Origin of the sequence: Arthrobacter sp. ok362, from assembly GCF_900102785.1 — a bacterium.
Taxonomy (GTDB): domain Bacteria; phylum Actinomycetota; class Actinomycetes; order Actinomycetales; family Micrococcaceae; genus Arthrobacter.
In genome coordinates this window covers 1-20341 of sequence record NZ_FNGC01000011.1, presented here as the reverse complement: position 1 = coordinate 20341, position 20341 = coordinate 1, and the positions used below count along the sequence as shown (strand labels likewise).

Sequence of the window (20341 nt, the reverse complement as noted above, 5' to 3'; positions counted from 1 at the left end):
AGGGATACCCGCATCATGCGATAACCGGCGGGCCGCGGCGGGCTGCAGCCCGGACACGGTGGCGGCGCCGGCTACTGGCGCGTGAGGAAGACCAGGTTCCAGGTGCCCGCGCCGAGGGCCGCGGCGACGGCGGCTGCGGCGATGCCGAGCCCGCCCAGCAACACCCAGGCGTCGAGTCCGCTGAACGTGGACGGCCGTGCCCAGGTCCGCGCGGCGCCGCCGAACCCGCGTGCCTCCATGGTCACCGCGAGCCGCGACGCGCTCCGGATCGCCTGCACCAGCAGGCCGAAACTCTGGCCCAGGGCGGCGCGGCACCGCTGATAGGGGTTGCCGCTCGAGCCCACGCCGCGGGCCCGCCGGGCCATGCCGATCGTCTGCCATTGCTCGGCCATGATCCCGACCAGCCGCATGGCGGCCAAAGTGCCCAGGACGAACCGGTGCGGCAGTTTTGCGTTCTGGGCCAGGGCGTCGGCCAGGTCTGTGGGGTCGGTGCAGCTCATCAGCAGCACCGCAGGCAGTGCGATCGCGAGCCCGCGGAGCATGAACCCGATCCCCAGCTGCAGGGAGCCGGCGCTGATGGACCAGATCCCGGCGTCGAACAGGACGGATCCGGCGTCGGGCGCCAGGATGGTGGTGCTCCAGCCGCCCAGCGCCGCCGCGAGGATCAGCGGCCAGCCGCGCTGCCACAACAAGGCCAGGGTCAGGCCGGCCAGCGGCAGGAGCAGCAGTTCGAAGGCCAGCGCCACCGACGCGGAGACCCAGTCAATGGACAGCGCCAGGACCAGCGTGATCAGGGTGACCGCCGTGAACTTGGCGAGCGGGTTGGCGCGGGTCAGCAGCGCATGGTTGCCGCGCAGGTTCAGTGCGTCCCTCATGGCGAGACCCCCTCCGGCAGCTCAAGATCCGGGCCGGGTGCATCCGCGGCGGCAGTTTGCCGTGGCCGGAGGCGGAGTTCGGTACCGCCGAGCACGGCGCTGAATTCGGCGTCATGGGTCACGGAGACAACGGCGGTGCCGGCGTCGAGGAGCTCGGACAGGAACGAGGCGAGTTCGGCCCAGGTGTTGGCATCCTGGCCGAAGGTGGGCTCGTCCAGGACCAGCACCTGTGGGTGCGCCGCCAGCACGGTGGCTACCGAAAGGCGGCGCTTCTCGCCGCCGGAGAGCGTGTAGGGGTTGGCGTCCACGAGCTCCGTCAGCCGCAGCCGCTCCAGCAGCTCGTCCACGCGGTCTTCGCCGTAGCCGAGGTGGCGGGGGCCGAACATGAGCTCGTCCAGGACCCTGCCGGTGACGAACTGGTGCTCGGGTTCCTGGAACACGGTGCCTATCCTGGCGATCAGCTGCTGGGCCTTCCACCGGTACGGATCGGTTCCGGCGCCCGCGCCGGCGCGACCATCGGCGCGACCACTGGCGCCCCCACTGAGCTCCGGCGCGGCCGAGACCGTCCCGGCAACAGGCCGCAGGAGGCCGGCCAGCGTCAGCGCCAGGGTGGACTTCCCCGCGCCGTTCGGTCCGGTGATGGTCAGGGCCTCGCCGGCGCGCACCTGGACCGAAACCCCGGACTGGACCGGGCGCGGCGCGATCGTGCGGAAGCCGTTGCGGAGCCCTGCCCGCCGCGGCCGCTCGCGGGACACCGCGAGCCCGTCGGCCGCGAGCAGGAGCTGCCCGGCATCCCGCGCCGCAAGCCGCGTCCGAGTCGCCGGAACGTAGCCCGGCACCCAGACGCCCGCACCGATGAGCATGTCCCGCGCCTCGGCCAGGACCCGGTCCGGCGGCCCGTCGATCAACACCGCGGAGTCCGTGGCGGACCCGGGCTGCAGCACCACGATCCTGTCCACCAGGTCTTTCCAGACCGCCACCCGGTGCTCCACGACCACCAGGGTGGCGCCGGTCTTATCCAGGCAGCGGCCCACGGCATCGCGGACTTCCAGGACGCCGGCGGGGTCGAGGTTGGCGGTCGGCTCGTCGAGCAGCAGCAGCCCCGGCCGCATCGCGAGGATCCCGGCCAGCGCCAAACGCTGCTTCTGTCCGCCGGAGAGGGCCGACGTCGGATGGTCCAGCGGCAGCCGGCCCAGCCCGACGTCGTCGAGCGCCTCGCGCACGCGCGGCCAGATCTCCGCCGCCGGGACGGCGAGGTTCTCCGCCCCGAAGGCGACGTCGTCGCCGAGCCGGGAAAGCACCACCTGCGTTTCCGGGTCCTGCTGCACAAGCCCGGCGCGGCCGCGCTGCGCCCGTGGCGGGGCACCGTCGATCAGCAGGCTTCCGGTCTCGTCTGTGTCTTCAGGGTCGCCGGCGTCGCCGGCTGGGCCCGAGGTGCCGGCCGCGCCATCGCCCAGCACGCCGGCCAGGGCATGGAGCAGGGTTGATTTGCCGGCGCCGGAGGGGCCCAGCAGGAGCACGCGCTCCCCCGGCCGGATGTCCAGGTCAAGGCTGCTGACCGCGGGCCGGGGCCTCCCGGCGTGCCGCCAGCCCCAGCCGCGGGCCGTGACGGCGGCCGGCCGGACGCCCGTTGAAGATGTCATGAGTCGTTTGCAGCGTTCAGGAGAAGACGGGCTCCGTGGCGGCCTTGCGGGAGGCAAACGAGCCCAGCACACCCGTCTTGGCCAGGCCGCGGGTGGCCAGCCAGGACAGGCCGCCGGCAATCACTGCTCCGGAGATGGTGGTGAAAACGATGTAGGCGAGCTTGTCCCCGGCTTCGTAGGCGATGTTCCAGCCCCACGGCAGGAAGGAATCGTTCAGGCCGCAGAAGAGGCCCGCCCCGGCTCCGGCCAGCAGGGACACCGGCAGGTTGAACTTCTTGTAGAGGAACGCCGCGAAGACCAGTTCCGCGCCGAGGCCTTGCAGGACGCCGGAGATCAGCACCGTGGTGCCGTACTGCGACCCCATGATCAGTTCGCCCGTGGCCGCCACGGTTTCGCAGAAGAGGGCCGCGCCCGGCTTGCGGATGATGAGCATTCCCAGCACTGCCGGGATCATCCATCCGCCGGCGTAGAGTCCGGTGAGTGGCGGGTAGAGCGCATTGACCGGGGTTGAAATCAGGTTCGCCCCCTGATCCCACGCCCAGAAGATGACGCCTCCGGCCACGGCGATCAATGCGGCCACCACAATGTCCACCACACGCCAGTTGAAGTTGCGCAGTGCGGATGAACGGTTCGTGGAACCATGCTGTGCTGAAATATCTGTCATGTCGTCCTCCTGAGGAACAGGAGGGGAGGGTGCTCCGGCCGGCCTCGGCTTCCGCCGCCCTCCGCGCACCCTGAGAACTCGACTCCCTTGCGCCGGTACTAACCGGATCAGGTTCGAGGGTCTGCGGCTGTCCGCACTCTCAGCGCCCACCAAAAAAGGTTTCCCCGGATTCCTCCGGTGATGCCCGACGGCGGCGCTCCCCTGTCGTAATTATTTAGCCCTTGTGGGCTGGCTCAGTTTACACCCGAATGGTCGAGTTTTCAGTGGTGTGCTGTCACAATCGGGGACCGTAGCCGGACGGTCCCAGCGCCCGGGAACGGCCGCTTGGTAGAGTCAGCGTGTCGGACACCCGGACCGCCAGCGGGCGGCCTCGTCACCCACCGGAAAGCTGGATTATTTTGACGCAGACACCAGCCGCTCAAGGTCCCTCCGGGGAATTCGACCCTGACGCGAGCGAGCCGCAGCCGCCCGGATCCCTGGCGGCGCTCATCGGCCGGGTGCTGGCCGAGATGGATGAGCTCCAGTTCGCGTCGTTCAGCAAGGACGACGCCCTGGACCTCGGACTCCTCCTTGTCGAGCTGGGCCGGCAACGCTCGCTGCCTATCGCCGTCGACATCACCAAAGGCGAGCAGGTGCTTTTCCACGCAGCGCTGGACGGCGCCACGCCGGACAATGAGCGCTGGATCAACGCCAAGAAGCGCACGGCCATGCGGTACGAGGTCCCGTCCCTGCTGGTGGGCCTCCGGGCCCGCGCTGCCGGCGGAAGGATCGAAGACAACGCGTGGTGGGATCAGACGGAGTTCGCCGCCCACGGCGGGGCGTTCCCCATTTACGTGCGCGGCACGGGCGCCATCGCCGTCGTCACGGTCTCCGGCCTGCCCCAGAAGGCGGACCACGAACTCGTGGTCGAGGCCCTGCGGACGGTCCTCACACCGGAACGCTAGGCTAGGGGCAACCCCGTTCCCGTCCCAAGGAGACCGAAGAATGAACATCCTCATCAAGCTGCTCGGCACCGGCATCAGCCTCATTGCCGGCTTTGCCGGGACCAAGCTGGTGGACACCATCTGGGAAAAGTCCACGGGCAACAAGCCGCCCAAGGGCCAAGACGACGACGTCCCCACCACGCTGCGTTCGGCCCTGACGTTCGCCCTGATCTCCGCATCGGTCAGCGCCATCATCCAGGTGCTCGCCAACCGCGGCACCCAGCGCGCGGTCACCCGCTTCGCCAAGACCCAGGACATCGTCTGAAGGATTCGGCTAGCCGCGGCACCGGTCACGGCTAGCCGCGGCACCGGTCGCCGCGCCGGTCACCTAACGGGCTCAGCGGCCGGCTTAGTCGTCGTCCACTCCGTGCGTGGCCGCCTGCTGGGCGGCCTTCTGGACTACGGCCTCGAGCTCGTCGGAGCTCAGCAGCTCCGGATGCAGGTGCTTGGTCCGGTAGCCGGCCCGGCCCACCATGTGGGCGGACACGGGGACGGTGAGCAGCTGGAAAAGCCAGGCGACCAGCAGGACGGGCCACACCCACCAGGTGCGCATCTGCAGGCCAAGGGCCGCCAACAGCAGGAACAGGCCGAGGACCTGCGGCTTGGTGGCGGCGTGCATCCTGCTCATGAGGTCCGGGAACCGCAACAGCCCGATGGCGGCGGCGAGTGACATGAGCGCGCCGATCACCATGAACACGGCGGAGACGGCATCGATCAGTGTTTCAGGATTCACGGGCGCCCTCCCTCCTCTCAGCCACGAACCGGGCCACGGTGACCGAGCCGACGAAGCCGATGAGGGAAATCGCAACGAGCAGCATCAGGTTGTTGAGGTGCCGGTTGACGGCCATGTCGATGCACAGGGCCGCCCCGAAAATGGCCAGCAGCACGTCCGCGGCGAGAACCCGGTCCAGCAGCGAGGGGCCCCGCCCGATCCGGACGATCGCCCCCGCGGCGGCCAGCGAAAGTACGACGGCGGTCACCGTCAGGACGGTCTGCATCATGCGGCGATCTCCTGTGTAAGGGCGGACAGTTCGTCTTTGGTCCCCATGATCCTGATCAACCCGGCCTCGGTGTCCCGAACCTCCTTGCGCAACTTGGCCGCGTCCTCGGCATTGCGGACGTTGATGCCGTGGATGTAGAGCGTGGACGTCGACCTGTCCACCTCCACCACGAGGGAGCCCGGAATCAGCGAGATAACATGCCCGGTGGCCGTGACCAGGAGATCGGAATGGCTCCGGAGCGGCACGGCGACGATTGCGCTGACCACGTCGGGGCCGCGGACCACGGCGAGGTACAGTACCTGGAAGCTTGCCGCGACGACCTTTCCGAGGAAAATGAGGGCGAAGGGCACGGCACGGAGCACGTTGAAGCGGCCGCCGAGCTCCACCGGCGGCAGATAGAAAATGCGCGCCACGAGCACGGCGATGAGGGCCCCGAAGAGGAGATTGCCCGGGCTGAAGTTCTGCCAGAGCGCGCCCCAGACAAAAACAAGCCACACCAGCAGCGGCAGTTCCTGACGCAGCGAGATCCTTTTCCGGCTCATTTGCCGCCGCCCTGCGACTGGCCCTGCTGCTGGCGCGGCCCGGGCTGGGCCGCCGGCGGCACCGGCGGCACCGGCGCGTCCTCACCAAGCACCGCGTGGATGTACGGGGACCTGTCCAGCATCTCCTCGGCGGACTGGTCGGCCACCCTGAACAGCGGCCCGGCGAAGACCGTCAGGGCCACGCCAAAGGCCACCAGGCCCAGGGTGGAGCCCACCATGGTGCGGGGCAGCAGGGTCACGTTCGTCTTCCCGGCACGGTCACCGGTGGCGGAGTCGGCCGGTGCCGCCAGGAGCACCGGGTCGGGGTGCTCAGCGTCCTCGGGCTTGCGCCAGAACGCCCGGTTCCAGACCCTCGCGATCGCCAGCAGGGTCAGCAAGCTGGTCAGCACGCCGCCGATCACCAGGGCGTAGGCCAGCGGCGTGCCCAGTTCGACGCCTGCCTGAAGCAGCCCCAACTTGCCCAGGAAACCCGAGAACGGCGGGATTCCGGCCAGGTTCATGGCGGGAATGAAGAACAGGACCCCCAAAACCGGGGAGAGCTTGGCCAGCCCGGCCACGCGGTCCATCGACGAGCTGCCGCCACGGCGTTCAATCAGGCCGGTCACCAGGAACAGGCTGGTCTGGATGGTGATGTGGTGGGCCACATAGAACACCGCGGCCCCCAGGCCGGCCACCGTGGACACGGCCAGGCCGAACACCATGTAGCCAATGTGGCTGACCAGGGTGAAGGACAAGAGCCTCTTGATGTCGCTCTGGGCCAAGGCGCCGAGGATGCCCACCACCATGGTCAGCAGCGCCGCGACCATGAGCGGGGCGTTGAGCGCATCCCCCGGGAAGAGCAGCGTCTCCGTGCGGACCATCGCATAGACGCCCACCTTGGTCAGCAGCCCGGCGAACACCGCGGTGACCGGGGCCGGTGCAGTGGGGTAGGAGTCAGGGAGCCAGAAGGACAGCGGGAAGATGGCGGCCTTGATGCCGAAGGCCACCAACAGCATGACGTGCAACAGCGTCCGGGTGCCCTGGTCGAGGTCCCCGAGCTTGATGGCGAGGTCCGCCATGTTGATGGTTCCGGTGGCGCCGTAGATCATGGCGATCGCGATCAGGAACAGCACCGAGGACACGACGGAAACCACCACGTAGGTCACGCCCGCCCGGATGCGCGGGCCCGTCCCGCCGAGGGTGATGAGCACGTAGCTGGCCGTCAGCAGGATCTCAAAGCCGACGTAGAGGTTGAAGAGGTCTCCGGTGAGGAAGGCGTTGGACACCCCGGCCACGAGGATCAGGTAGGTCGGGTGGAAGATCGAGACCGGCGCGTCGCGGTCGCCGTCGGCCATGCCCTGTCCCGTTGCGTAGATCAGCACCGCAAGGCTCACGGTCGAGGACACCACGAGCATGAGCGAGGAGAACTGGTCCACCACGAGAACGATGCCCCAAGGCGGCAGCCAGCCGCCGATGTCCACCGCGGCCGTCCCGCCTTCCCAGACGGAGGCCAGCAGCCAGCATTCCAGCAGCAGGGTCAGGCTCAGGATGGCGATGCTGATCGCGCGCTGGGCCCGGGGGTAATGGATGAGCAGGAATGTCAGGGCGGCGCCCAGGATTGGGAGTACGACGGCGAGCGGGGCAAAGCTGGTGATGTTCACTCTTCGCCTCCTTCCGGTCTGGGGTCAACGTTCAGGGAGCCGGGCTGTTCTTCAGCAGCGGCCTTGTCGGCCCGCACGGGGCGGTCACCGGACATGATGGTGACTGCCTCGTCGGGGCCGACCATGGCCAGCGGGAACTCTGAAGTCTCGACCGGGATCACGGAGTCGTCCTCGGCATCGAAGCTGGGCGTTTCTGCGACGCGGCGGTCCTCGGCGTCGTCCTGGATTTCATCCTGGCGGGCCAGGACCCAGGTGCGGTAGATGATGCCCAGCATGAACGCTGTGACGGCGAAGGAGATCACGATCGAGGTCAGGATCAGGGCCTGCGGCAGGGGGTCGTTGTAATCCCCCGCCGGGGTGTCCTTGTCAAAGATCGGCGCCAGCCCGGCGTAGCCGCCGGTGGCGAGGATCAGCAGGTTGGTGGCGTTGGCCAGCAGCATGAGGCCCAGCAGGACCCGGGTGAGGCTGCGCTCAAGGATCAGGTAGATGCCACAGGCGTAGAGGGCGCCCATGACCGTCAGTAGGGTCAGGTTGACGCTCACGTTCTCCCCTTGGAAGTGGTTTCCGCTTCGGCGGCCTCGTCGGGGGCTCCGCCGCTGTCCTCGTCTTCGGACGGCTCGTCGGGCTCTTCGAAGTGCTCGTCGATTTCCGCGCCGAGGCTGCGCAGCACGTCCAGGGCCAGTCCGACCACCACGATGTACACACCGATGTCGAAGATGGTCGAGGTGACGAACTTGATGTCGCCGAAGACCGGTAGCCACAGCTCCACGATGGCGCTCTGGAACACCTCCCCGCCCAGCAGCAGCGGGGTCATTCCGGCGGCCGCCGCCGTGGCCAGGCCGATCCCCAGCAGGGTGCCGGCGCCGACGGGCGTGGCTTCGCGGAGTTCGAAGCGGCCGCCGGCCAGGTAGCGGATGGTCAGGGCGAGGCCGGCGGTGAGGCCACCGGCGAAGCCCCCACCGGGCAGGTTGTGGCCGGCGAGGAGCAGATAGAGGGAGAACACGATGATCGAGTGGAAGATCAGGCGGGTGACCACCTCGAAGATGATCGAGCGGCGTTCGGGCGCCAGGGTCCGGCCGGCCACCAGCCAGGCGTCGCGCGTGGCGGCAGCGAACCGCCGGTTCATCGCCAGGGCGGCGTCGTCCCTGGTGCTGCCCCTGGCCCCGGTCCGCCGGCCCACGGTCCCTTCCGCGACGGTCGCGGACGTCCGAATGCGGTCGCCGCGGCCCCGCACGAAGATGAGGCTGGCCACGCCCGTGGCGGCCAGGGCCAGGACGGAGATCTCGCCAAAGGTGTCCCAGGCCCGGATGTCCACCAGGGTCACGTTGACGACGTTGAGGCCGCCGCCGCCCTCATAGGCCAGTTGCGGGAACTGCAGGGAGACCGGCGGCGCCACCCGGGCCCCGAGGGCGTAGATGGCTACGAAAATCATGGTGACGCCGAAGGCCAGGCCGATCACCACACGGATGACCCGGTATTTGCCGCCGGTGCGGTCCCGCAGCCCCGGCGGAAGGCTCCGCATGGCCAGCACGAACGCCACCAGGATGATGGTTTCGACCAGCATCTGGGTCAGGGCAAGGTCCGGGGCCCCCTGCAGCGCGAACATCAGGGCGATCCCGTAGCCGGTGACGGACACCATCAGGACGGCTAGGAACCGCTTATTGGCGCGCACCGCTGCCAGCGCCCCGATGACGATCCCGGCGCCGGCCACCAGTTGCAGGGGCGCTCCGGGATCTATGAAATAGAGACCCTCCGGCAGCGGCTTGTTGGCCAGCAGCAGCGCCGTCAGCGGCAGGACGAACGCCACGGTCAGGATGACGGAGAGGTAGAAAAACAGCGATCCTCGCTGGGTCCGGCCGGTAATCCAGACCGCGGTGTCGTCCAGGGCGCCGATCGTGTGCTGGTAGGCGCGGTCGCTGTCGATCCAGCCCGGCACGAGTGTCTGGAGCCGGGCCACGGCGTTGCGGCCGTAGAACATGGCCAGGCCCAGGACGAACGTCACCGCGGTCAGCCCCAAGGCCGGGGTGATGCCGTGCCACAGCGCCAGGTGCCCGGGCGAGGACTCGGAGCCGTCCACAAAGAGCTCCGCATACGGCTGGATCCAGTCGTCAACGGGGGCGGGCCATAGTCCGTAAAGGACCGTGAGGAGGCTCAGGATCGCCGGCGCGGCAAGGAAGGCGGGTTTGACCGGCTTGAAGTCTGTGGGCTCCACGCCGGGCTTGACGGCGAAGGCGCCCCACATGAAGCGGGCACTGTAGGCGAAGGTCAGGATGGAGCCCAGGACCACACCTCCCAGCAGCCAGGGCCCGGTCGCGGACTCCGAGCTGTACTGGATGAAGGCCTCGAACACCGATTCCTTGGCGACATAGCCAGCCAGCGGCGGTATGCCCGCCATCGAGGCCGCGCCGATCGCGGCTACGATCGCCAGTGCCCGGGCCGAGCCGTAGACGCCGGAGAGCTCGCGGATGTCCCTGGTCCCGGCCTGGTGGTCGATGATGCCCACAACCAAAAAGAGCGTGGCCTTGAACAGCCCGTGCGCCAGGAGCAGGGCTAGTCCGGCGAGCGCCGCCTCGGGGGTGCCCAGGCCCACCACCATGGTCATGAAGCCCAGCTGGCTGACGGTGCCGTAGGCGAGGATGAGCTTGATGTCGGTCTGCCGCAGGGCCCGGTAGCCGCCCACAAGCATGGTGGCCAGGCCCAGGCCGAGCACGGTCGGCAGCCACGGCGCGGTTTCCGCGAATCCCGGGGCCAGGCGGGCAACCAGGTAGATCCCGGCCTTCACCATGGCCGCGGCGTGCAGGTAGGCGCTCACGGGCGTGGGGGCAGCCATCGCGCCGGGGAGCCAGAAGTGGAACGGCACCAGGGCGGATTTGGTAATCGCGCCGATCAGGATGAGGACGACGGCGGCGCTGACGGCCCCGCCCGCGGGTCCGGCGACCAGGGCGGGAGCCTGGTCCAAGATGGCCTGGATCCGGTAGGTTCCGGCCGTCGAACCGAGGATGATGAGCCCCACAAGCATGGCCAGCCCGCCGGCGGTGGTCACCACCAGCGCCTGCAGCGCCGAGCGCCGCGCTGACAGCCGGGTGCGGGCGTAGCCGATCAGCAGGTAAGACAGCACCGTGGTCAGTTCCCAGAAGATGAACATCAGCAGGAGGTCATCCGCGGTAACGAGGCCGAACATCGCACCGGCGAAGGCCAGGAGCTGGGCGCCGAAACCGCCGAGGTAGTTGTCCTTGTTCTCGAAGTAGCGGGCGCAGTAGACCAGCACCAGCGCCCCCACCCCCAGCACCAGCAGGGACATGACCCAGGCCAGAGCATCCATCCGGAACGCGAGGTCGAGCTGCAGCCCGGGAATCCAGGGCACCACTTCGGTGATCGCCCCGCCTGAATAGGCTGTGCCTGAATAGACTGCGTCGTGCTGCAGCAGCAGCCAAATAAAGGAGGCCGCGGGGACCGCGGCCAGGGCGAAGAACGAATTCCTGCCAAACTTTCGGAACAGCAGCGGGGCCACAGCAGCCACCGCAAAGTGCACGGCAAGGACTGTGATCACTGGTATCTCCGCAACGTCAGAAAGTCGATTGTCAGCAAGTTGGAGCAGGCGGGTCATTTGTTAGGTTCGGTGCCGACAGTTTACCAAGCGTGTACAAATTCTTTTGGTTGGGACGCCGCCGCTGAACAATTCGGAGCCAAAGCGACGCCGGAGCTAAACAATGCCCGGCAAAACCCGCCGGAGACTCCGCCCGCTCACCTCGGAGAACACTCTGGGCGGTTACCATTCAGGCTATGAACACTGCCGCCGCCCCCGAGGCCATGCGCCCCTCGGAACTGGAATCGGGACGTCCCGTCACGCACAGGGGCCGGGTCCTCGCGTGGGCCGCGTGGGACTGGGGTTCGGCAGCCTTCAACGCCGTCATGACAACGTTTGTTTTCACTGTCTACCTGACCTCCAAGGCATTCGGCGGGGAGGACCAAGCCTCGGCGGTCCTGGGCGCCGCGCTGGCCGTCGCCGGCGTGGCCGTCGCCCTCCTGGCCCCGGTCACCGGGCAGCGCTCGGACGCCGGCGGCCGGCGCAAGCTGTGGCTGGGGGTCAACACGGCCGCCGTCGCGCTCCTGACCGGGCTGTGCTTCTTCGTCTTCCCGCGGCCGGACTTCCTGATCCTCGGCGTCACGCTGATAGCCCTGGGCAACGTCTTCTTCGAATTTGCCGGGGTCAACTACAACGCCATGCTCACCCAGATCTCCACCCCGCGGAACATCGGCAAGGTCAGCGGCTTCGGCTGGGGAATGGGGTATCTCGGCGGCATCGTGGCCCTGCTGATTGTGCTCCAGCTCTTTGTCCAGCCCAGCTTCAACTGGTTCGGCGCTACCACCGCGGACAGCCTGAACATCCGGCTGGTGGCAGTGTTCTCGGCCCTGTGGTTCTTCATCTTTGCCTTGCCCGTGCTGTTCGCGGTGCCGGAACTGCCACGCGCCGGGCGGGGCGCGGGCATTGGGTTCCTCGCCTCTTACGGCCTCCTCGTCCGGCGTATCAAGGCGATCTACCGGACCAGCCCGCACACCATCTACTTCCTCCTCGCGAGCGCCATCTTCCGGGACGGGCTGGCCGCGGTTTTCACCTTTGGCGGGGTGATCGCGGCCGGCACCTTTGGCTTCGAACTCAAGGACGTCATCTTCTTCGCGATCTTCGGAAATGTCGTGGCCGCCGCCGGCGCCATCCTCGGCGGCTTCCTGGATGACGGGATCGGGCCGAAGGCCGTGATTATCGCCTCCCTCGCCGGCCTGCTGGTTGCGGGCACCGCAATTCTGGTCCTCGGCAACGGGAGCTACGAGTTCCTTGGCATGGCCTGGGCCGGGACCACCACATTCTGGATTTTCGGCCTGCTGCTGTGCCTCTTCGTGGGACCGGCCCAGTCGTCCTCCCGCGCCTACCTCGCCCGGCTTGCCCCGCACGGTGAATCCGGCGAGCTCTTCGGTCTCTACGCCACCACGGGCCGGGCCGTGAGCTTCCTCGCCCCCGCCCTTTTCACCCTGTGCATCATCGTCGCCACCCCCTTCGTCGCAGCAGGCGAGGCCCAGCGCTGGGGCATCCTCGGCATCATGGTGGTGCTGCTCGTGGGCCTGCTCGTGCTCCTGCCGGTCAAGGCCCCCGACCAGATCGAAGTCGCGGTGGTCCCGGAAGCTTGAGGGCGGCCGAAAAGCCGGTTCGCGCACTAGGCTGATGATATGAACGTGGATGAGACGGACCTCCCCGGCCTCGGCCGGCGCAAGGACTTCATGACTGCCTCCGGACGCCGGATCGGCGTGGTCGAATACCGGGAGGGCCAGACGGAACTCATCGTCTCAACCTGGGACGATCCTGACACCTGCCAGGCATCCGTCCCGCTGACCGCGGACGAGGCCGCCACCCTGGGCAATCTCCTGGGCGGCCAGCGCCTTGCCATGAAACTCTCCGAAGCCCACCGGGAAATTCCCGGCATCGTCACCCGACAGTTTTCGATCAGCGTCGAGTCCCCCTTCCAGAACCAGCCGATGGGCAAGGCGTGCATCCGGACCCGTAGCGGGGTCTCGATCGTGGCCATCATGCGCGAAGGCGAGGTCGTGCCCTCCCCGGGACCCGACGTCGTCCTTCACCCCGGTGACCTCCTCGTTGCGGTGGGAACGCAAGAAGGCCTGGACACGGCGGCCGGCATCCTGCGCAACGGATAAGCGGCATGGATCCGCTCGCCCTGACCCTGATCGAGCTGGGGGCCGTAGTCTTCTGTCTCGGCCTGCTGGCCAGACTGGCCGGGCGGATCGGCATGTCGCCCATCCCGCTCTATTTGGTCGGCGGGCTGTTCTTCGGGGCCGGCGGCCTTGTCAGGCTCGAAGGGATGCACGAGTTCGCCCATCTTTCCGCCGAGATCGGCGTCATCCTCCTCCTGCTTATGCTTGGACTGGAATATACGGCGTCCGAGCTGGTCACCGGGCTGCGGCGGTCCTGGCAGGCCGGCGTACTGGATCTGCTGCTCAATTTCCTGCCCGGCGCAGTGCTCGCGGTGATGCTGGGATGGGGCGTCGTGGGGGCGATGGTGATGGGCGGAGTCACCTACATTTCTTCCTCCGGGATCGCGGCCAAGGTGATTACCGATCTAGGCCGGATCGGCAACCGGGAAACCCCGGTGGTCCTTTCCATCCTGGTCTTCGAGGACCTGGCCATGGCCTTGTACCTGCCGGTCCTGACCGCCACCCTGGCCGGCGTCAGCTTCGTGATGGGCCTGCAGACCGTGGGCATCTCCCTGGCCGTCGTCAGCCTGGTCCTGCTGGTGGCGCTGCGGCACGGCCACCATGTCTCCAAGGCCGTGCACAGCGAGAACTCCGAGGTTTTCCTGCTCAATCTTCTCGGCTTGGCGCTTCTGGTGGCGGGGCTCGCCGCCGCCATGCAGGTTTCTGCGGCGGTCGGAGCGTTCATGCTCGGTATCGCGATTTCCGGCGCCACGGCCCACAGCGCCACCCGCGTCCTGGAACCGCTCCGTGACCTCTTTGCGGCGATCTTCTTCGTTGTTTTTGGCCTTAACACTGACCCCCGGTCCATCCCTCCGGTCCTTGGCTGGGCCCTGTTGCTGGCCGTGGTGACGGCAGCCACCAAGATGATCACCGGGCACTGGGCAGCCAAACGGGCCGGGATTGGCGTTCCCGGCCGTTTCCGCGCGGGCGCCGCCCTGATCGCGCGCGGCGAGTTCTCGATTGTCATCGCCGGCCTCGCCGTTGCCTCCGGCGTGGTGCCCGCGGATCTGGCTGCCCTCGCCACCGCCTACGTCCTGATCATGGCGATCATGGGGCCGCTGGCGGCCCGCTTCGTGGAGCCGCTCGTCCGGGCCCTGCGCCGTCCCGTGCGAGGGCCCGCATTCCGGACCTCCGGCCCGGCGTAGGGCCGCGCCGCCGGTACGAGCCGCGGCGCTGGATGTCGGCGCTAGATGTCGGCGCTAGATGTTTGGACTAGATGTCGGTGAGGTGGAAATTCAGGTGACTGCGGCTGGCAGTGGGGCCACGCTGGCCCTGGTAGCGGTTGCCGTATTCCCCCGAACCGTAGGGGTGCTCCGCGGCCGAGGACAGCCGGAAGAAGCACAGCTGGCCAATCTTCATGCCGGGCCACAGCTTGATGGGCAGCGTGGCCACGTTGGACAGTTCCAGCGTGACGTGGCCGGAGAATCCGGGATCGATGAAGCCCGCCGTCGAGTGCGTCAGCAGGCCGAGCCGGCCAAGTGAGGACTTGCCCTCGAGGCGGGCCGCGATGTCATCCGGCAGCGTCACGGTCTCGTAGGTGGAGCCAAGAACGAACTCCCCCGGGTGCAGGATAAACGGCTCGCCGGACTCCACTTCCACCAAGCGGGTCAGTTCGGGCTGATCCTCGGCCGGGTCGATGTGGGCGTATTTGTGGTTATCGAACAGCCGGAAGAACTTGTCGATCCTGACGTCCACGGAGGACGGCTGGACCATGGCGGGGTCGAACGGGTCGAGGACAATCCGCTGGGAGTCAATTTCGATTCGAATGTCGCGGTCGGAGATCAGCACAGGTTCAAAAATACCGCACGGCGCCCTGCCCGGCTGCATGGACGGGCGCAGCCACCCAGTGTGACTTCACCGGGACGTATATTCCTCGGCGGGCATATCTTCGAGAAGGGACTTGAGCCGTTCGAGCTGGCCGACCTCGGCCTTCATCCGCCGGCGGAACGGGTTGGTCATCCGGACCATGAATCCCTTGGGCTCGTAGTTCAGGGCGAAACGGACGCGAGTGCTGGGACCCTCGGTGCTCAGGTAGTAACCGCCGTGCGGCCGGGCCGGCCCGGCGAGGACCTGGTACTGGATCTCCGCCCCGGTGCGGGCTTCGATGATTTCGAAGTCCGCGGCCACGGGGCGTCCGCCGGGCCCGGCGACCGTCTGCCGGTACACGGCACCCTTGGCGCCGGCGCCGCCGGAGAGCAGTTTCACGCTCCGGACCCCTTCCCGCCACAGGGGCAGGTGCCCCGGGTCCAGGAGGAAGTTGTAGACGCTCATGGCGTCACGGTGGATGATGACGTCGTACTCTGCGAATGCCACAAAAATCCTTGTTCGGCGGACGGCAAATGGATGTAGCCCGCTTCCCCCGAACTGCAGCTAACCATTTCAGGATAGACAGCGGGGCCCGCCCCGCGTGGCTGCGGGACGGGCCTTTATCGAACAGTTATGGGCCTCTCCAAGCTATGTGCTGCTCCGTGATCACTTCGCCGAGGCCCCCAGCAACCGCTCGGCGTGCTGGCGGGCCGGGCCGTTCAGGAGACGGTGCAGTTCCGCGAAGATCCGTTCCGCGGTCAGCCCGTGCCAGCCCGGCGGCAGGAACTCCTCGGGCAGGCCCGGATCCAGGTAGGGCAGCCGGCGCCACTGGGTGAGGAGCTGGACGTAGTCCGCGAAGGCCGCCCGGTCGGCGTCCGGTCCGGACGCCGACGAGCCCGCCGACTCCCAACGTTCCAGCACCGGAGCGAAGCGGTCGATGAATTCCGCGTAAAGCGATTCCAGGGCCGGAAGGTCCCACCAGCGGGAGACTTTGTCCTTGACGTCCTCGGCGGTCAAGTGCTCCGCCTTGAAGAACTCCACGTATTCCGTCAGCCCTGTCCGCTCGAGCTGGTGCCTGATGTCCTCATAGGTGTTGCCCGGGGCAATCCAAAGCCCCGGAGTCACAGAACCGAAACCCATCCGGGTCAGCATGCTGCGCAACTGGTGGCGAAGGTGGCGCTGCGATTCAGGCACGGAGAAGGCGATGAGGAGCCAGCGGTCGGCCGCCGTCGCACGCCGGGGCGAAAAGATGCGGCGGTCGCCCTCCTGGAAGACATCCTCCAGGTTGGGGGCCAGCCGATAGGCGGCCACGCCGCCCTGTTTGACACTCTCCAGCACACCGCGGCGCTTGAGCCTGGACACGGAAGAGCGCACCCCGGAAGACTCGACTCCCAGGTCATCCAGCATGGAAATCAGCACCGAGACGGGCAGGGCGCCGCCGTTGGAGCGCCCATACAGACCGTAGATCGTGACGATTAGCTGCTGGTGCCGCGGAGTCAGCCGGGGAACGGCGCTTCCACCGGCAAGCTCGGCGTCCAGCTCGGCGTCCAGCGGCGGCGCTGGGTCTTCTACCACCGCCGGCCTTCCCTCGGGAGAACAGTCATGGATCTAGGCTATAGAGGTCTGCGCGCCCCGCCCGCCATGACGCCCCGCGAAACGGAGGAGTACACGGTCCACGATTGCCCCGGCGTGACTTGTTCAGAGAAGTGCCCCGGCTGGGGTAAGGTAAAGCTCGTTGTTTATCGGGACCAAGTCCAGCATTCTGGACAGTCCCATTGCGGCTGTAGCTCAATGGTAGAGCGCTAGCTTCCCAAGCTTGATACGCGGGTTCGATTCCCGTCAGCCGCTCCAATCGTTTCCTCCACATCCGGAGCTCCCCTTCCGGGGCTTCCGCACCGAAAAAGCTACGACGTGGCGGTTGCCTGCCGCCCACCCTGGTTCCGGACGATCCGCAGCAGCCGGCGCCGGTCCTTCAGGTCCACCTTGAGCATGAGCTGCCCACGCCGGGCGAGCACGACGCCGACAGTCGCGGCGGCCAGCATCGGCACGCTCCCGGAAACGAGGACGGCGGTGTGCGGGTCCGCGTGCTCGGCAATCCAGCCCATCATCGGCCCGCCGATCGCCTGGCCGCCGATCAGCACCATGATGTACAGGCTCATGACCCGCCCGCGGATGGCCAGGTTGGAGCTGACCTGGACCAGCTGGTTGGCGGCGGTGAGGAACATCAGGCACCAGAAACCCGCCAGCACCATGGCCGCTCCGAACCACACCATCGACGGCGCCAGGGAACCCAGGCACAGCATGAGCCCGTACATCCCGGCGCCCAGGACCACTGAGCGCAGCCGCAATGCGCGCCGCCGGGCCGAGGTGATGGCACCGGCCAGCGCACCGAGTGCCACAAGCGTGTTGAGCAGCCCGTAGCCGCCGGCACCGGCGTCGTACACGTGGTCGGCGAACGCCGCCAGCAGCACCGGCAGGCTCATCGCGAACACCGCGACGAATCCGGCCATCAGCCAGGGCCAGTAGATGGTGGGCTTGCTGAGCGCATAGTCCAGCCCTTCCCGCAGCATGCCCCGGCGCTTGGCGACCGGCGCGCTGACATGCAGCTGGTCCTTGCGCAGGCTCAGGAGCATCGCCACCGTGAAGCAGCAGGCCACCGCGTTGGCGGCAAAGGCCCAGCCGGCGCCCACGGCGGTCAGCAGGATCCCGGCGATCGCCGGACCGATCAGGCCGCCGAGCTGGAAGATCGTGGAATTCACGCTGATCGCGTTTCGCAGGTAGCCGGGGCCCACGAGTTCGTTGACGAACACCTGACGGGCCGGCTGGTCCAGCACGGTCACGAAGCCCAGCACCAACGCGATCGCGTAGACGTGCCCCACCTCGATCCGCTGGCTCAGCGCCAGGACGGCAAGGACCGCGGCCAATGCGGCGGCCACCGACTGGCACAGCATGAGGATCTTCCGCTTCGCGAAGCGGTCCGCCATCATGCCGGCCCACGGGCCGAGGAACAGGGACGGCAGGAACTGCAAGGCCACGGTGATGCCAACGGCGGTGACGGAGCCGGAGAGCTGGAGCACCAGCCAGTCCTGGGCGATCCGCTGCATCCAGAGCGCAATCACGGCGATGAAGTGCCCGATCGCGAAGATGCGGAAGTTGCGGACCTTCAGCGAAATGAATGTGTGGCGCCAGGGCAGGCGCTCGTTGACGACGGCGAGAGGTTGGGTGATGGTGTCCGGCAGGGAAGCTGCGTTCGCCTCTAGCGGCGGAGGGGGTGCCACGGAAAAGTCCTCAAATGAGCGGGTGAGCGGGATGGACTTAACGCTAGGCTGGCCCCAAGAGATTATGGAAGCCTATTCCGCGCATAACTCGCATTACAAAACGCAATGCAGGGTTTGCGGCACCCGATCCGGGAGACCCTCATGTTCGAACCCGCCCAGCTCCGCTCGTTCCTGGCCGTGGCCGAAACTTTGAGTTTCACCAGGGCCGCGGAACGCCTCGGCCTGGCCCAACCCACCGTCAGCCAGCACGTCCGCAAGCTCGAGTCCGCCGCCAAGCGGGTGCTGATTGCCCGGGATACTCGGGATGTGCGTTTGACTGACAACGGCGATGCCATGGCCGGGTTCGCCCGAAGCATCCTCGCCGCGCACGACTCCGCCGCCCGTTATTTCTCCGGATCCGCCATGCGCGGGCGACTGCGCTTCGGCACGGCCGACGATCTTGCCATCACCGGACTGCCCCGCATCCTCCGGGAGTTCCGGCAGATTTATCCGCAGATCAACCTCGAGCTGACGGTGGGCCAGAGCGACCAGCTCTACAAGCGCCTCAACGCCGGTCAGCTGGACCTTGTTTTTGTGAAATGGGTGGCGGGGGCCAAAGACGGGACCGTAGTCCAGCAGGACGCCTTCGCCTGGGTCGGCCTGGAGCAGACCGTGCTGGATCCGGCCGATCATATCCCGCTGATCGCCTACCCCTCCCCCAGCCTGAGCCGGAAGCTGGCGATCGACGCCCTCGAGGCCGCGGGCCGCACCTGGCGGATCACCTGCACCACGCGGCAGATCAGCGGCGTACTGGCCGCCGTCCGGGCCGGCATTGGGGTGGCGGTCATGCCTTCCTCCCTGGTGCCGGAGGACCTGAAAATCATCACCCGCCGCTTCGATCTACCACCCGTGGGCGATGTCGATTTCACGCTCATCCGCAACCCGCTGGCCAATACCGAGGTGATCGATGCCCTCACGCAGGCGATCGTGGGCCGGACCCTAAAGCGCCCGGCCTAACGCCAAGCCTGACGCCCGGCCCTGATGCCCGGGCGGGCCAAGTCCCGGCGCGGATCCTCCCGCGGTACTTACGCAGCGGTCTGCCAGGACGCGTGCAGTACTTACTTGACCATTGAACGGTGCAGGTACTTCATCTATCCTGACTCTACTTAGGATCGGCCGTTCGAGGTCAAGCAGTGGCCCGTGACAACGATTCGAAACAGCGAACGCTGTCCGTCGCTTTTGCCGTATGGCTGGCGCCGGAGCGTTCGGGATAGGCCGCCAATGATGCCAGCCATTAACCACCCCCGATTGCCCGTCCCCGCCACCCACACGACAAAGACCGCCCGTGCGGCGACCGCGCCGGCGCACCCCGCAGCGGCCATGCGCCACCCGGGCACCGCATTGCAGCACTCCAGCGCCGCTCAGCACGCAACCACCCCGGGCCACAGGGGCGTTCGCCCGGCCACGCTCGCAGAGTCCGAGTACGTGGCCAGCCCGTACTGCGAACGCTGCGGCACGGATGAGTTCATTTACCTTGAGACCTTCGTCCCGGCCACGCACCGGAGGGACGGCTCGGTCAGCAAGCTCGGCGAGGTTACGTACTTCTGCTCGGGCTGCGACGACTTCTCCGCCCACGCGGTCCCCGCCTCCTGGGTTCCGCCGGGCTGGTACTTCGGCTAATACTTCAGCTAAGCCGCCCGGTGCTTTAGGCCCTGCCGCCAACGCCTTCGCCGCTCAACGCCGTCGCCCTCGGTGCTTAACGCCGTCGCCGCCGTGCCGCACCTCACGGTGCCTGCACGGCGGCGATGGCGTTTTAGCACGCCCGGGCTAGGGGAATAGTTGCCTAGACGATATGAGGTAGCCGGGTTTTTGGGGCTGGAACCTCCTCTTCAAAGCAAGACGTGGGTTGCCTGCCAGACTTGGCGGACAGGTAGAGCCACATTTGAAATTTGGAGGTTCCAGCTATGTTCGAGCGTACAAGCGTCGGTCTGGATGTCCATGCCCGTTCTGTTGCCGGATGCGCCCTGGATGCGCAGACGGGCGAGATCATTCCGCACCGAATGACTCCGGATCTTGCCGAGATTCTTGCCTGGATCGTGTCGCTTCCGGCCCCGGTGCGGGTGGTCTACGAAGCCGGGCCGACAGGTTTCGGGCTGGCCAGGTTCCT

General features: G+C 67.5%; 20 protein-coding genes, 1 tRNA gene, 1 pseudogene and 1 riboswitch. Of the genes and pseudogenes, 9 read left to right on the top strand and 13 right to left on the bottom strand.

The features are described 5' to 3' along the window. Positions 1-71: 71 nt before the first annotated feature. From BLQ10_RS15000 to BLQ10_RS14990, 3 genes are read right to left on the bottom strand one after another with little or no spacing between them, the layout of a single operon-like run. Positions 72-875 (bottom strand): energy-coupling factor transporter transmembrane component T family protein, encoded by an 804-nt coding sequence (locus tag BLQ10_RS15000; protein ID WP_091563413.1) that lies wholly within the window; start codon positions 873-875, stop codon positions 72-74. Next, positions 872-2518: an ABC transporter ATP-binding protein gene (locus tag BLQ10_RS14995; RefSeq protein WP_091563412.1), complete on the bottom strand. Its 1647-nt coding sequence runs from the start codon at positions 2516-2518 to the stop codon at positions 872-874. The genes BLQ10_RS15000 and BLQ10_RS14995 overlap by 4 nt, the downstream gene beginning before the upstream one ends. 16 nt (positions 2519-2534) lie before the next feature. Then, complete coding sequence (locus tag BLQ10_RS14990; RefSeq protein WP_091563411.1) at positions 2535-3182, bottom strand: ECF transporter S component; 648 nt, start codon at positions 3180-3182, stop codon at positions 2535-2537. Positions 3183-3248: 66 nt separating this feature from the next. After that, a riboswitch (TPP riboswitch) is annotated at positions 3249-3395 on the bottom strand. Between the two features lie 185 nt (positions 3396-3580). Here BLQ10_RS14990 and BLQ10_RS14985 point away from each other — a divergent pair. Both BLQ10_RS14985 and BLQ10_RS14980 read left to right on the top strand, forming a co-directional pair. Beyond that, positions 3581-4126, top strand: a complete 546-nt coding sequence (locus BLQ10_RS14985; RefSeq protein WP_091563410.1) for a heme-degrading domain-containing protein — start codon at positions 3581-3583, stop codon at positions 4124-4126. A gap of 40 nt (positions 4127-4166) precedes the next feature. Next, positions 4167-4430 carry a DUF4235 domain-containing protein gene (locus tag BLQ10_RS14980; RefSeq protein WP_091563409.1) on the top strand — a complete coding sequence of 88 codons (264 nt, stop codon included), beginning with the start codon at positions 4167-4169 and terminating at the stop codon, positions 4428-4430. An 84-nt stretch (positions 4431-4514) separates the two neighbouring features. On the opposite strand, the gene mnhG is transcribed toward BLQ10_RS14980, so the two are convergent. From mnhG to BLQ10_RS14950, 6 genes are read right to left on the bottom strand one after another with little or no spacing between them, the layout of a single operon-like run. Beyond that, complete coding sequence (gene mnhG, locus BLQ10_RS14975) at positions 4515-4898, bottom strand: monovalent cation/H(+) antiporter subunit G (protein ID WP_302847327.1); 384 nt, start codon at positions 4896-4898, stop codon at positions 4515-4517. Beyond that, positions 4888-5166, bottom strand: a complete 279-nt coding sequence (locus BLQ10_RS14970) for an MrpF/PhaF family protein (protein ID WP_091563407.1) — start codon at positions 5164-5166, stop codon at positions 4888-4890. The genes mnhG and BLQ10_RS14970 overlap by 11 nt, the downstream gene beginning before the upstream one ends. After that, the gene (locus BLQ10_RS14965) at positions 5163-5708 is read right to left on the bottom strand and encodes a Na+/H+ antiporter subunit E (RefSeq protein WP_091563406.1); all 546 of its coding nucleotides are present in this window, start codon (positions 5706-5708) and stop codon (positions 5163-5165) included. Before BLQ10_RS14965 ends, BLQ10_RS14970 begins: the two co-directional genes overlap by 4 nt. Beyond that, complete coding sequence (locus BLQ10_RS14960) at positions 5705-7348, bottom strand: Na+/H+ antiporter subunit D (RefSeq protein WP_091563404.1); 1644 nt, start codon at positions 7346-7348, stop codon at positions 5705-5707. Before BLQ10_RS14960 ends, BLQ10_RS14965 begins: the two co-directional genes overlap by 4 nt. After that, positions 7345-7890 (bottom strand): Na(+)/H(+) antiporter subunit C, encoded by a 546-nt coding sequence (locus BLQ10_RS14955; protein ID WP_091563403.1) that lies wholly within the window; start codon positions 7888-7890, stop codon positions 7345-7347. The genes BLQ10_RS14960 and BLQ10_RS14955 overlap by 4 nt, the downstream gene beginning before the upstream one ends. Further along, on the bottom strand, positions 7887-10898 hold the full coding sequence (locus BLQ10_RS14950) for a Na+/H+ antiporter subunit A (RefSeq protein WP_091563401.1): 3012 nt from the start codon (positions 10896-10898) through the stop codon (positions 7887-7889). The genes BLQ10_RS14955 and BLQ10_RS14950 overlap by 4 nt, the downstream gene beginning before the upstream one ends. Positions 10899-11131: 233 nt before the next feature. Between BLQ10_RS14950 and BLQ10_RS14945 the strand changes: the two genes are divergently transcribed. From BLQ10_RS14945 to BLQ10_RS14935, 3 genes are read left to right on the top strand one after another with little or no spacing between them, the layout of a single operon-like run. Further along, positions 11132-12532: an MFS transporter gene (locus tag BLQ10_RS14945; protein WP_091563399.1), complete on the top strand. Its 1401-nt coding sequence runs from the start codon at positions 11132-11134 to the stop codon at positions 12530-12532. 39 nt (positions 12533-12571) lie between these two features. Then, positions 12572-13054, top strand: a complete 483-nt coding sequence (locus tag BLQ10_RS14940; RefSeq protein ID WP_091563395.1) for a cation:proton antiporter regulatory subunit — start codon at positions 12572-12574, stop codon at positions 13052-13054. 5 nt (positions 13055-13059) lie between these two features. Next, positions 13060-14256, top strand: a complete 1197-nt coding sequence (locus BLQ10_RS14935; protein ID WP_091563393.1) for a cation:proton antiporter — start codon at positions 13060-13062, stop codon at positions 14254-14256. Positions 14257-14323: 67 nt separating this feature from the next. Here BLQ10_RS14935 and dcd read toward each other — a convergent pair whose 3' ends face one another. The 3 genes from dcd to BLQ10_RS14920 form a co-directional block, all read right to left on the bottom strand. Further along, positions 14324-14899: a dCTP deaminase gene (gene dcd / locus BLQ10_RS14930; protein WP_091563391.1), complete on the bottom strand. Its 576-nt coding sequence runs from the start codon at positions 14897-14899 to the stop codon at positions 14324-14326. A 66-nt stretch (positions 14900-14965) separates the two neighbouring features. After that, positions 14966-15424, bottom strand: a complete 459-nt coding sequence (locus BLQ10_RS14925; RefSeq protein WP_091563389.1) for an SRPBCC family protein — start codon at positions 15422-15424, stop codon at positions 14966-14968. 159 nt (positions 15425-15583) lie between these two features. Next, the gene (locus BLQ10_RS14920; protein ID WP_254785581.1) at positions 15584-16492 is read right to left on the bottom strand and encodes a PaaX family transcriptional regulator; all 909 of its coding nucleotides are present in this window, start codon (positions 16490-16492) and stop codon (positions 15584-15586) included. Between the two features lie 202 nt (positions 16493-16694). On the opposite strand from BLQ10_RS14920, the gene BLQ10_RS14915 reads away from it, so the two are divergent. Continuing rightward, positions 16695-16768 (top strand) — tRNA-Gly (locus BLQ10_RS14915). A 53-nt stretch (positions 16769-16821) separates the two neighbouring features. Here BLQ10_RS14915 and BLQ10_RS14910 read toward each other — a convergent pair. Further along, positions 16822-18195: an MFS transporter gene (locus BLQ10_RS14910; RefSeq protein ID WP_091563388.1), complete on the bottom strand. Its 1374-nt coding sequence runs from the start codon at positions 18193-18195 to the stop codon at positions 16822-16824. A 141-nt stretch (positions 18196-18336) separates the two neighbouring features. Between BLQ10_RS14910 and BLQ10_RS14905 the strand changes: the two genes are divergently transcribed. The 3 genes and pseudogenes from BLQ10_RS14905 to BLQ10_RS14895 form a co-directional block, all read left to right on the top strand. Further along, positions 18337-19191, top strand: a complete 855-nt coding sequence (locus BLQ10_RS14905; RefSeq protein ID WP_091563385.1) for a LysR substrate-binding domain-containing protein — start codon at positions 18337-18339, stop codon at positions 19189-19191. Positions 19192-19458: 267 nt separating this feature from the next. Then, positions 19459-19854 (top strand): hypothetical protein, encoded by a 396-nt coding sequence (locus BLQ10_RS14900; protein ID WP_254785580.1) that lies wholly within the window; start codon positions 19459-19461, stop codon positions 19852-19854. Positions 19855-20138: 284 nt separating this feature from the next. Continuing rightward, positions 20139-20341: pseudogene (locus BLQ10_RS14895) on the top strand (IS110 family transposase); the annotation flags it as partial.

What these genes read in the sequence shown, in the direction of transcription:
- BLQ10_RS15000 (WP_091563413.1), bottom strand. Translation starts at nt 875, where the DNA reads ATGAGGGACGCACTGAACCTGCGCGGCAACCATGCGCTGCTGACCCGC.
- BLQ10_RS14995 (WP_091563412.1), bottom strand. Translation starts at nt 2,518, where the DNA reads ATGACATCTTCAACGGGCGTCCGGCCGGCCGCCGTCACGGCCCGCGGC.
- BLQ10_RS14990 (WP_091563411.1), bottom strand. Translation starts at nt 3,182, where the DNA reads ATGACAGATATTTCAGCACAGCATGGTTCCACGAACCGTTCATCCGCA.
- BLQ10_RS14980 (WP_091563409.1), top strand. Translation starts at nt 4,167, where the DNA reads ATGAACATCCTCATCAAGCTGCTCGGCACCGGCATCAGCCTCATTGCC.
- BLQ10_RS14970 (WP_091563407.1), bottom strand. Translation starts at nt 5,166, where the DNA reads ATGATGCAGACCGTCCTGACGGTGACCGCCGTCGTACTTTCGCTGGCC.
- BLQ10_RS14965 (WP_091563406.1), bottom strand. Translation starts at nt 5,708, where the DNA reads ATGAGCCGGAAAAGGATCTCGCTGCGTCAGGAACTGCCGCTGCTGGTG.
- BLQ10_RS14945 (WP_091563399.1), top strand. Translation starts at nt 11,132, where the DNA reads ATGAACACTGCCGCCGCCCCCGAGGCCATGCGCCCCTCGGAACTGGAA.
- BLQ10_RS14940 (WP_091563395.1), top strand. Translation starts at nt 12,572, where the DNA reads ATGAACGTGGATGAGACGGACCTCCCCGGCCTCGGCCGGCGCAAGGAC.
- BLQ10_RS14935 (WP_091563393.1), top strand. Translation starts at nt 13,060, where the DNA reads ATGGATCCGCTCGCCCTGACCCTGATCGAGCTGGGGGCCGTAGTCTTC.
- BLQ10_RS14905 (WP_091563385.1), top strand. Translation starts at nt 18,337, where the DNA reads ATGTTCGAACCCGCCCAGCTCCGCTCGTTCCTGGCCGTGGCCGAAACT.
- BLQ10_RS14900 (WP_254785580.1), top strand. Translation starts at nt 19,459, where the DNA reads ATGCCAGCCATTAACCACCCCCGATTGCCCGTCCCCGCCACCCACACG.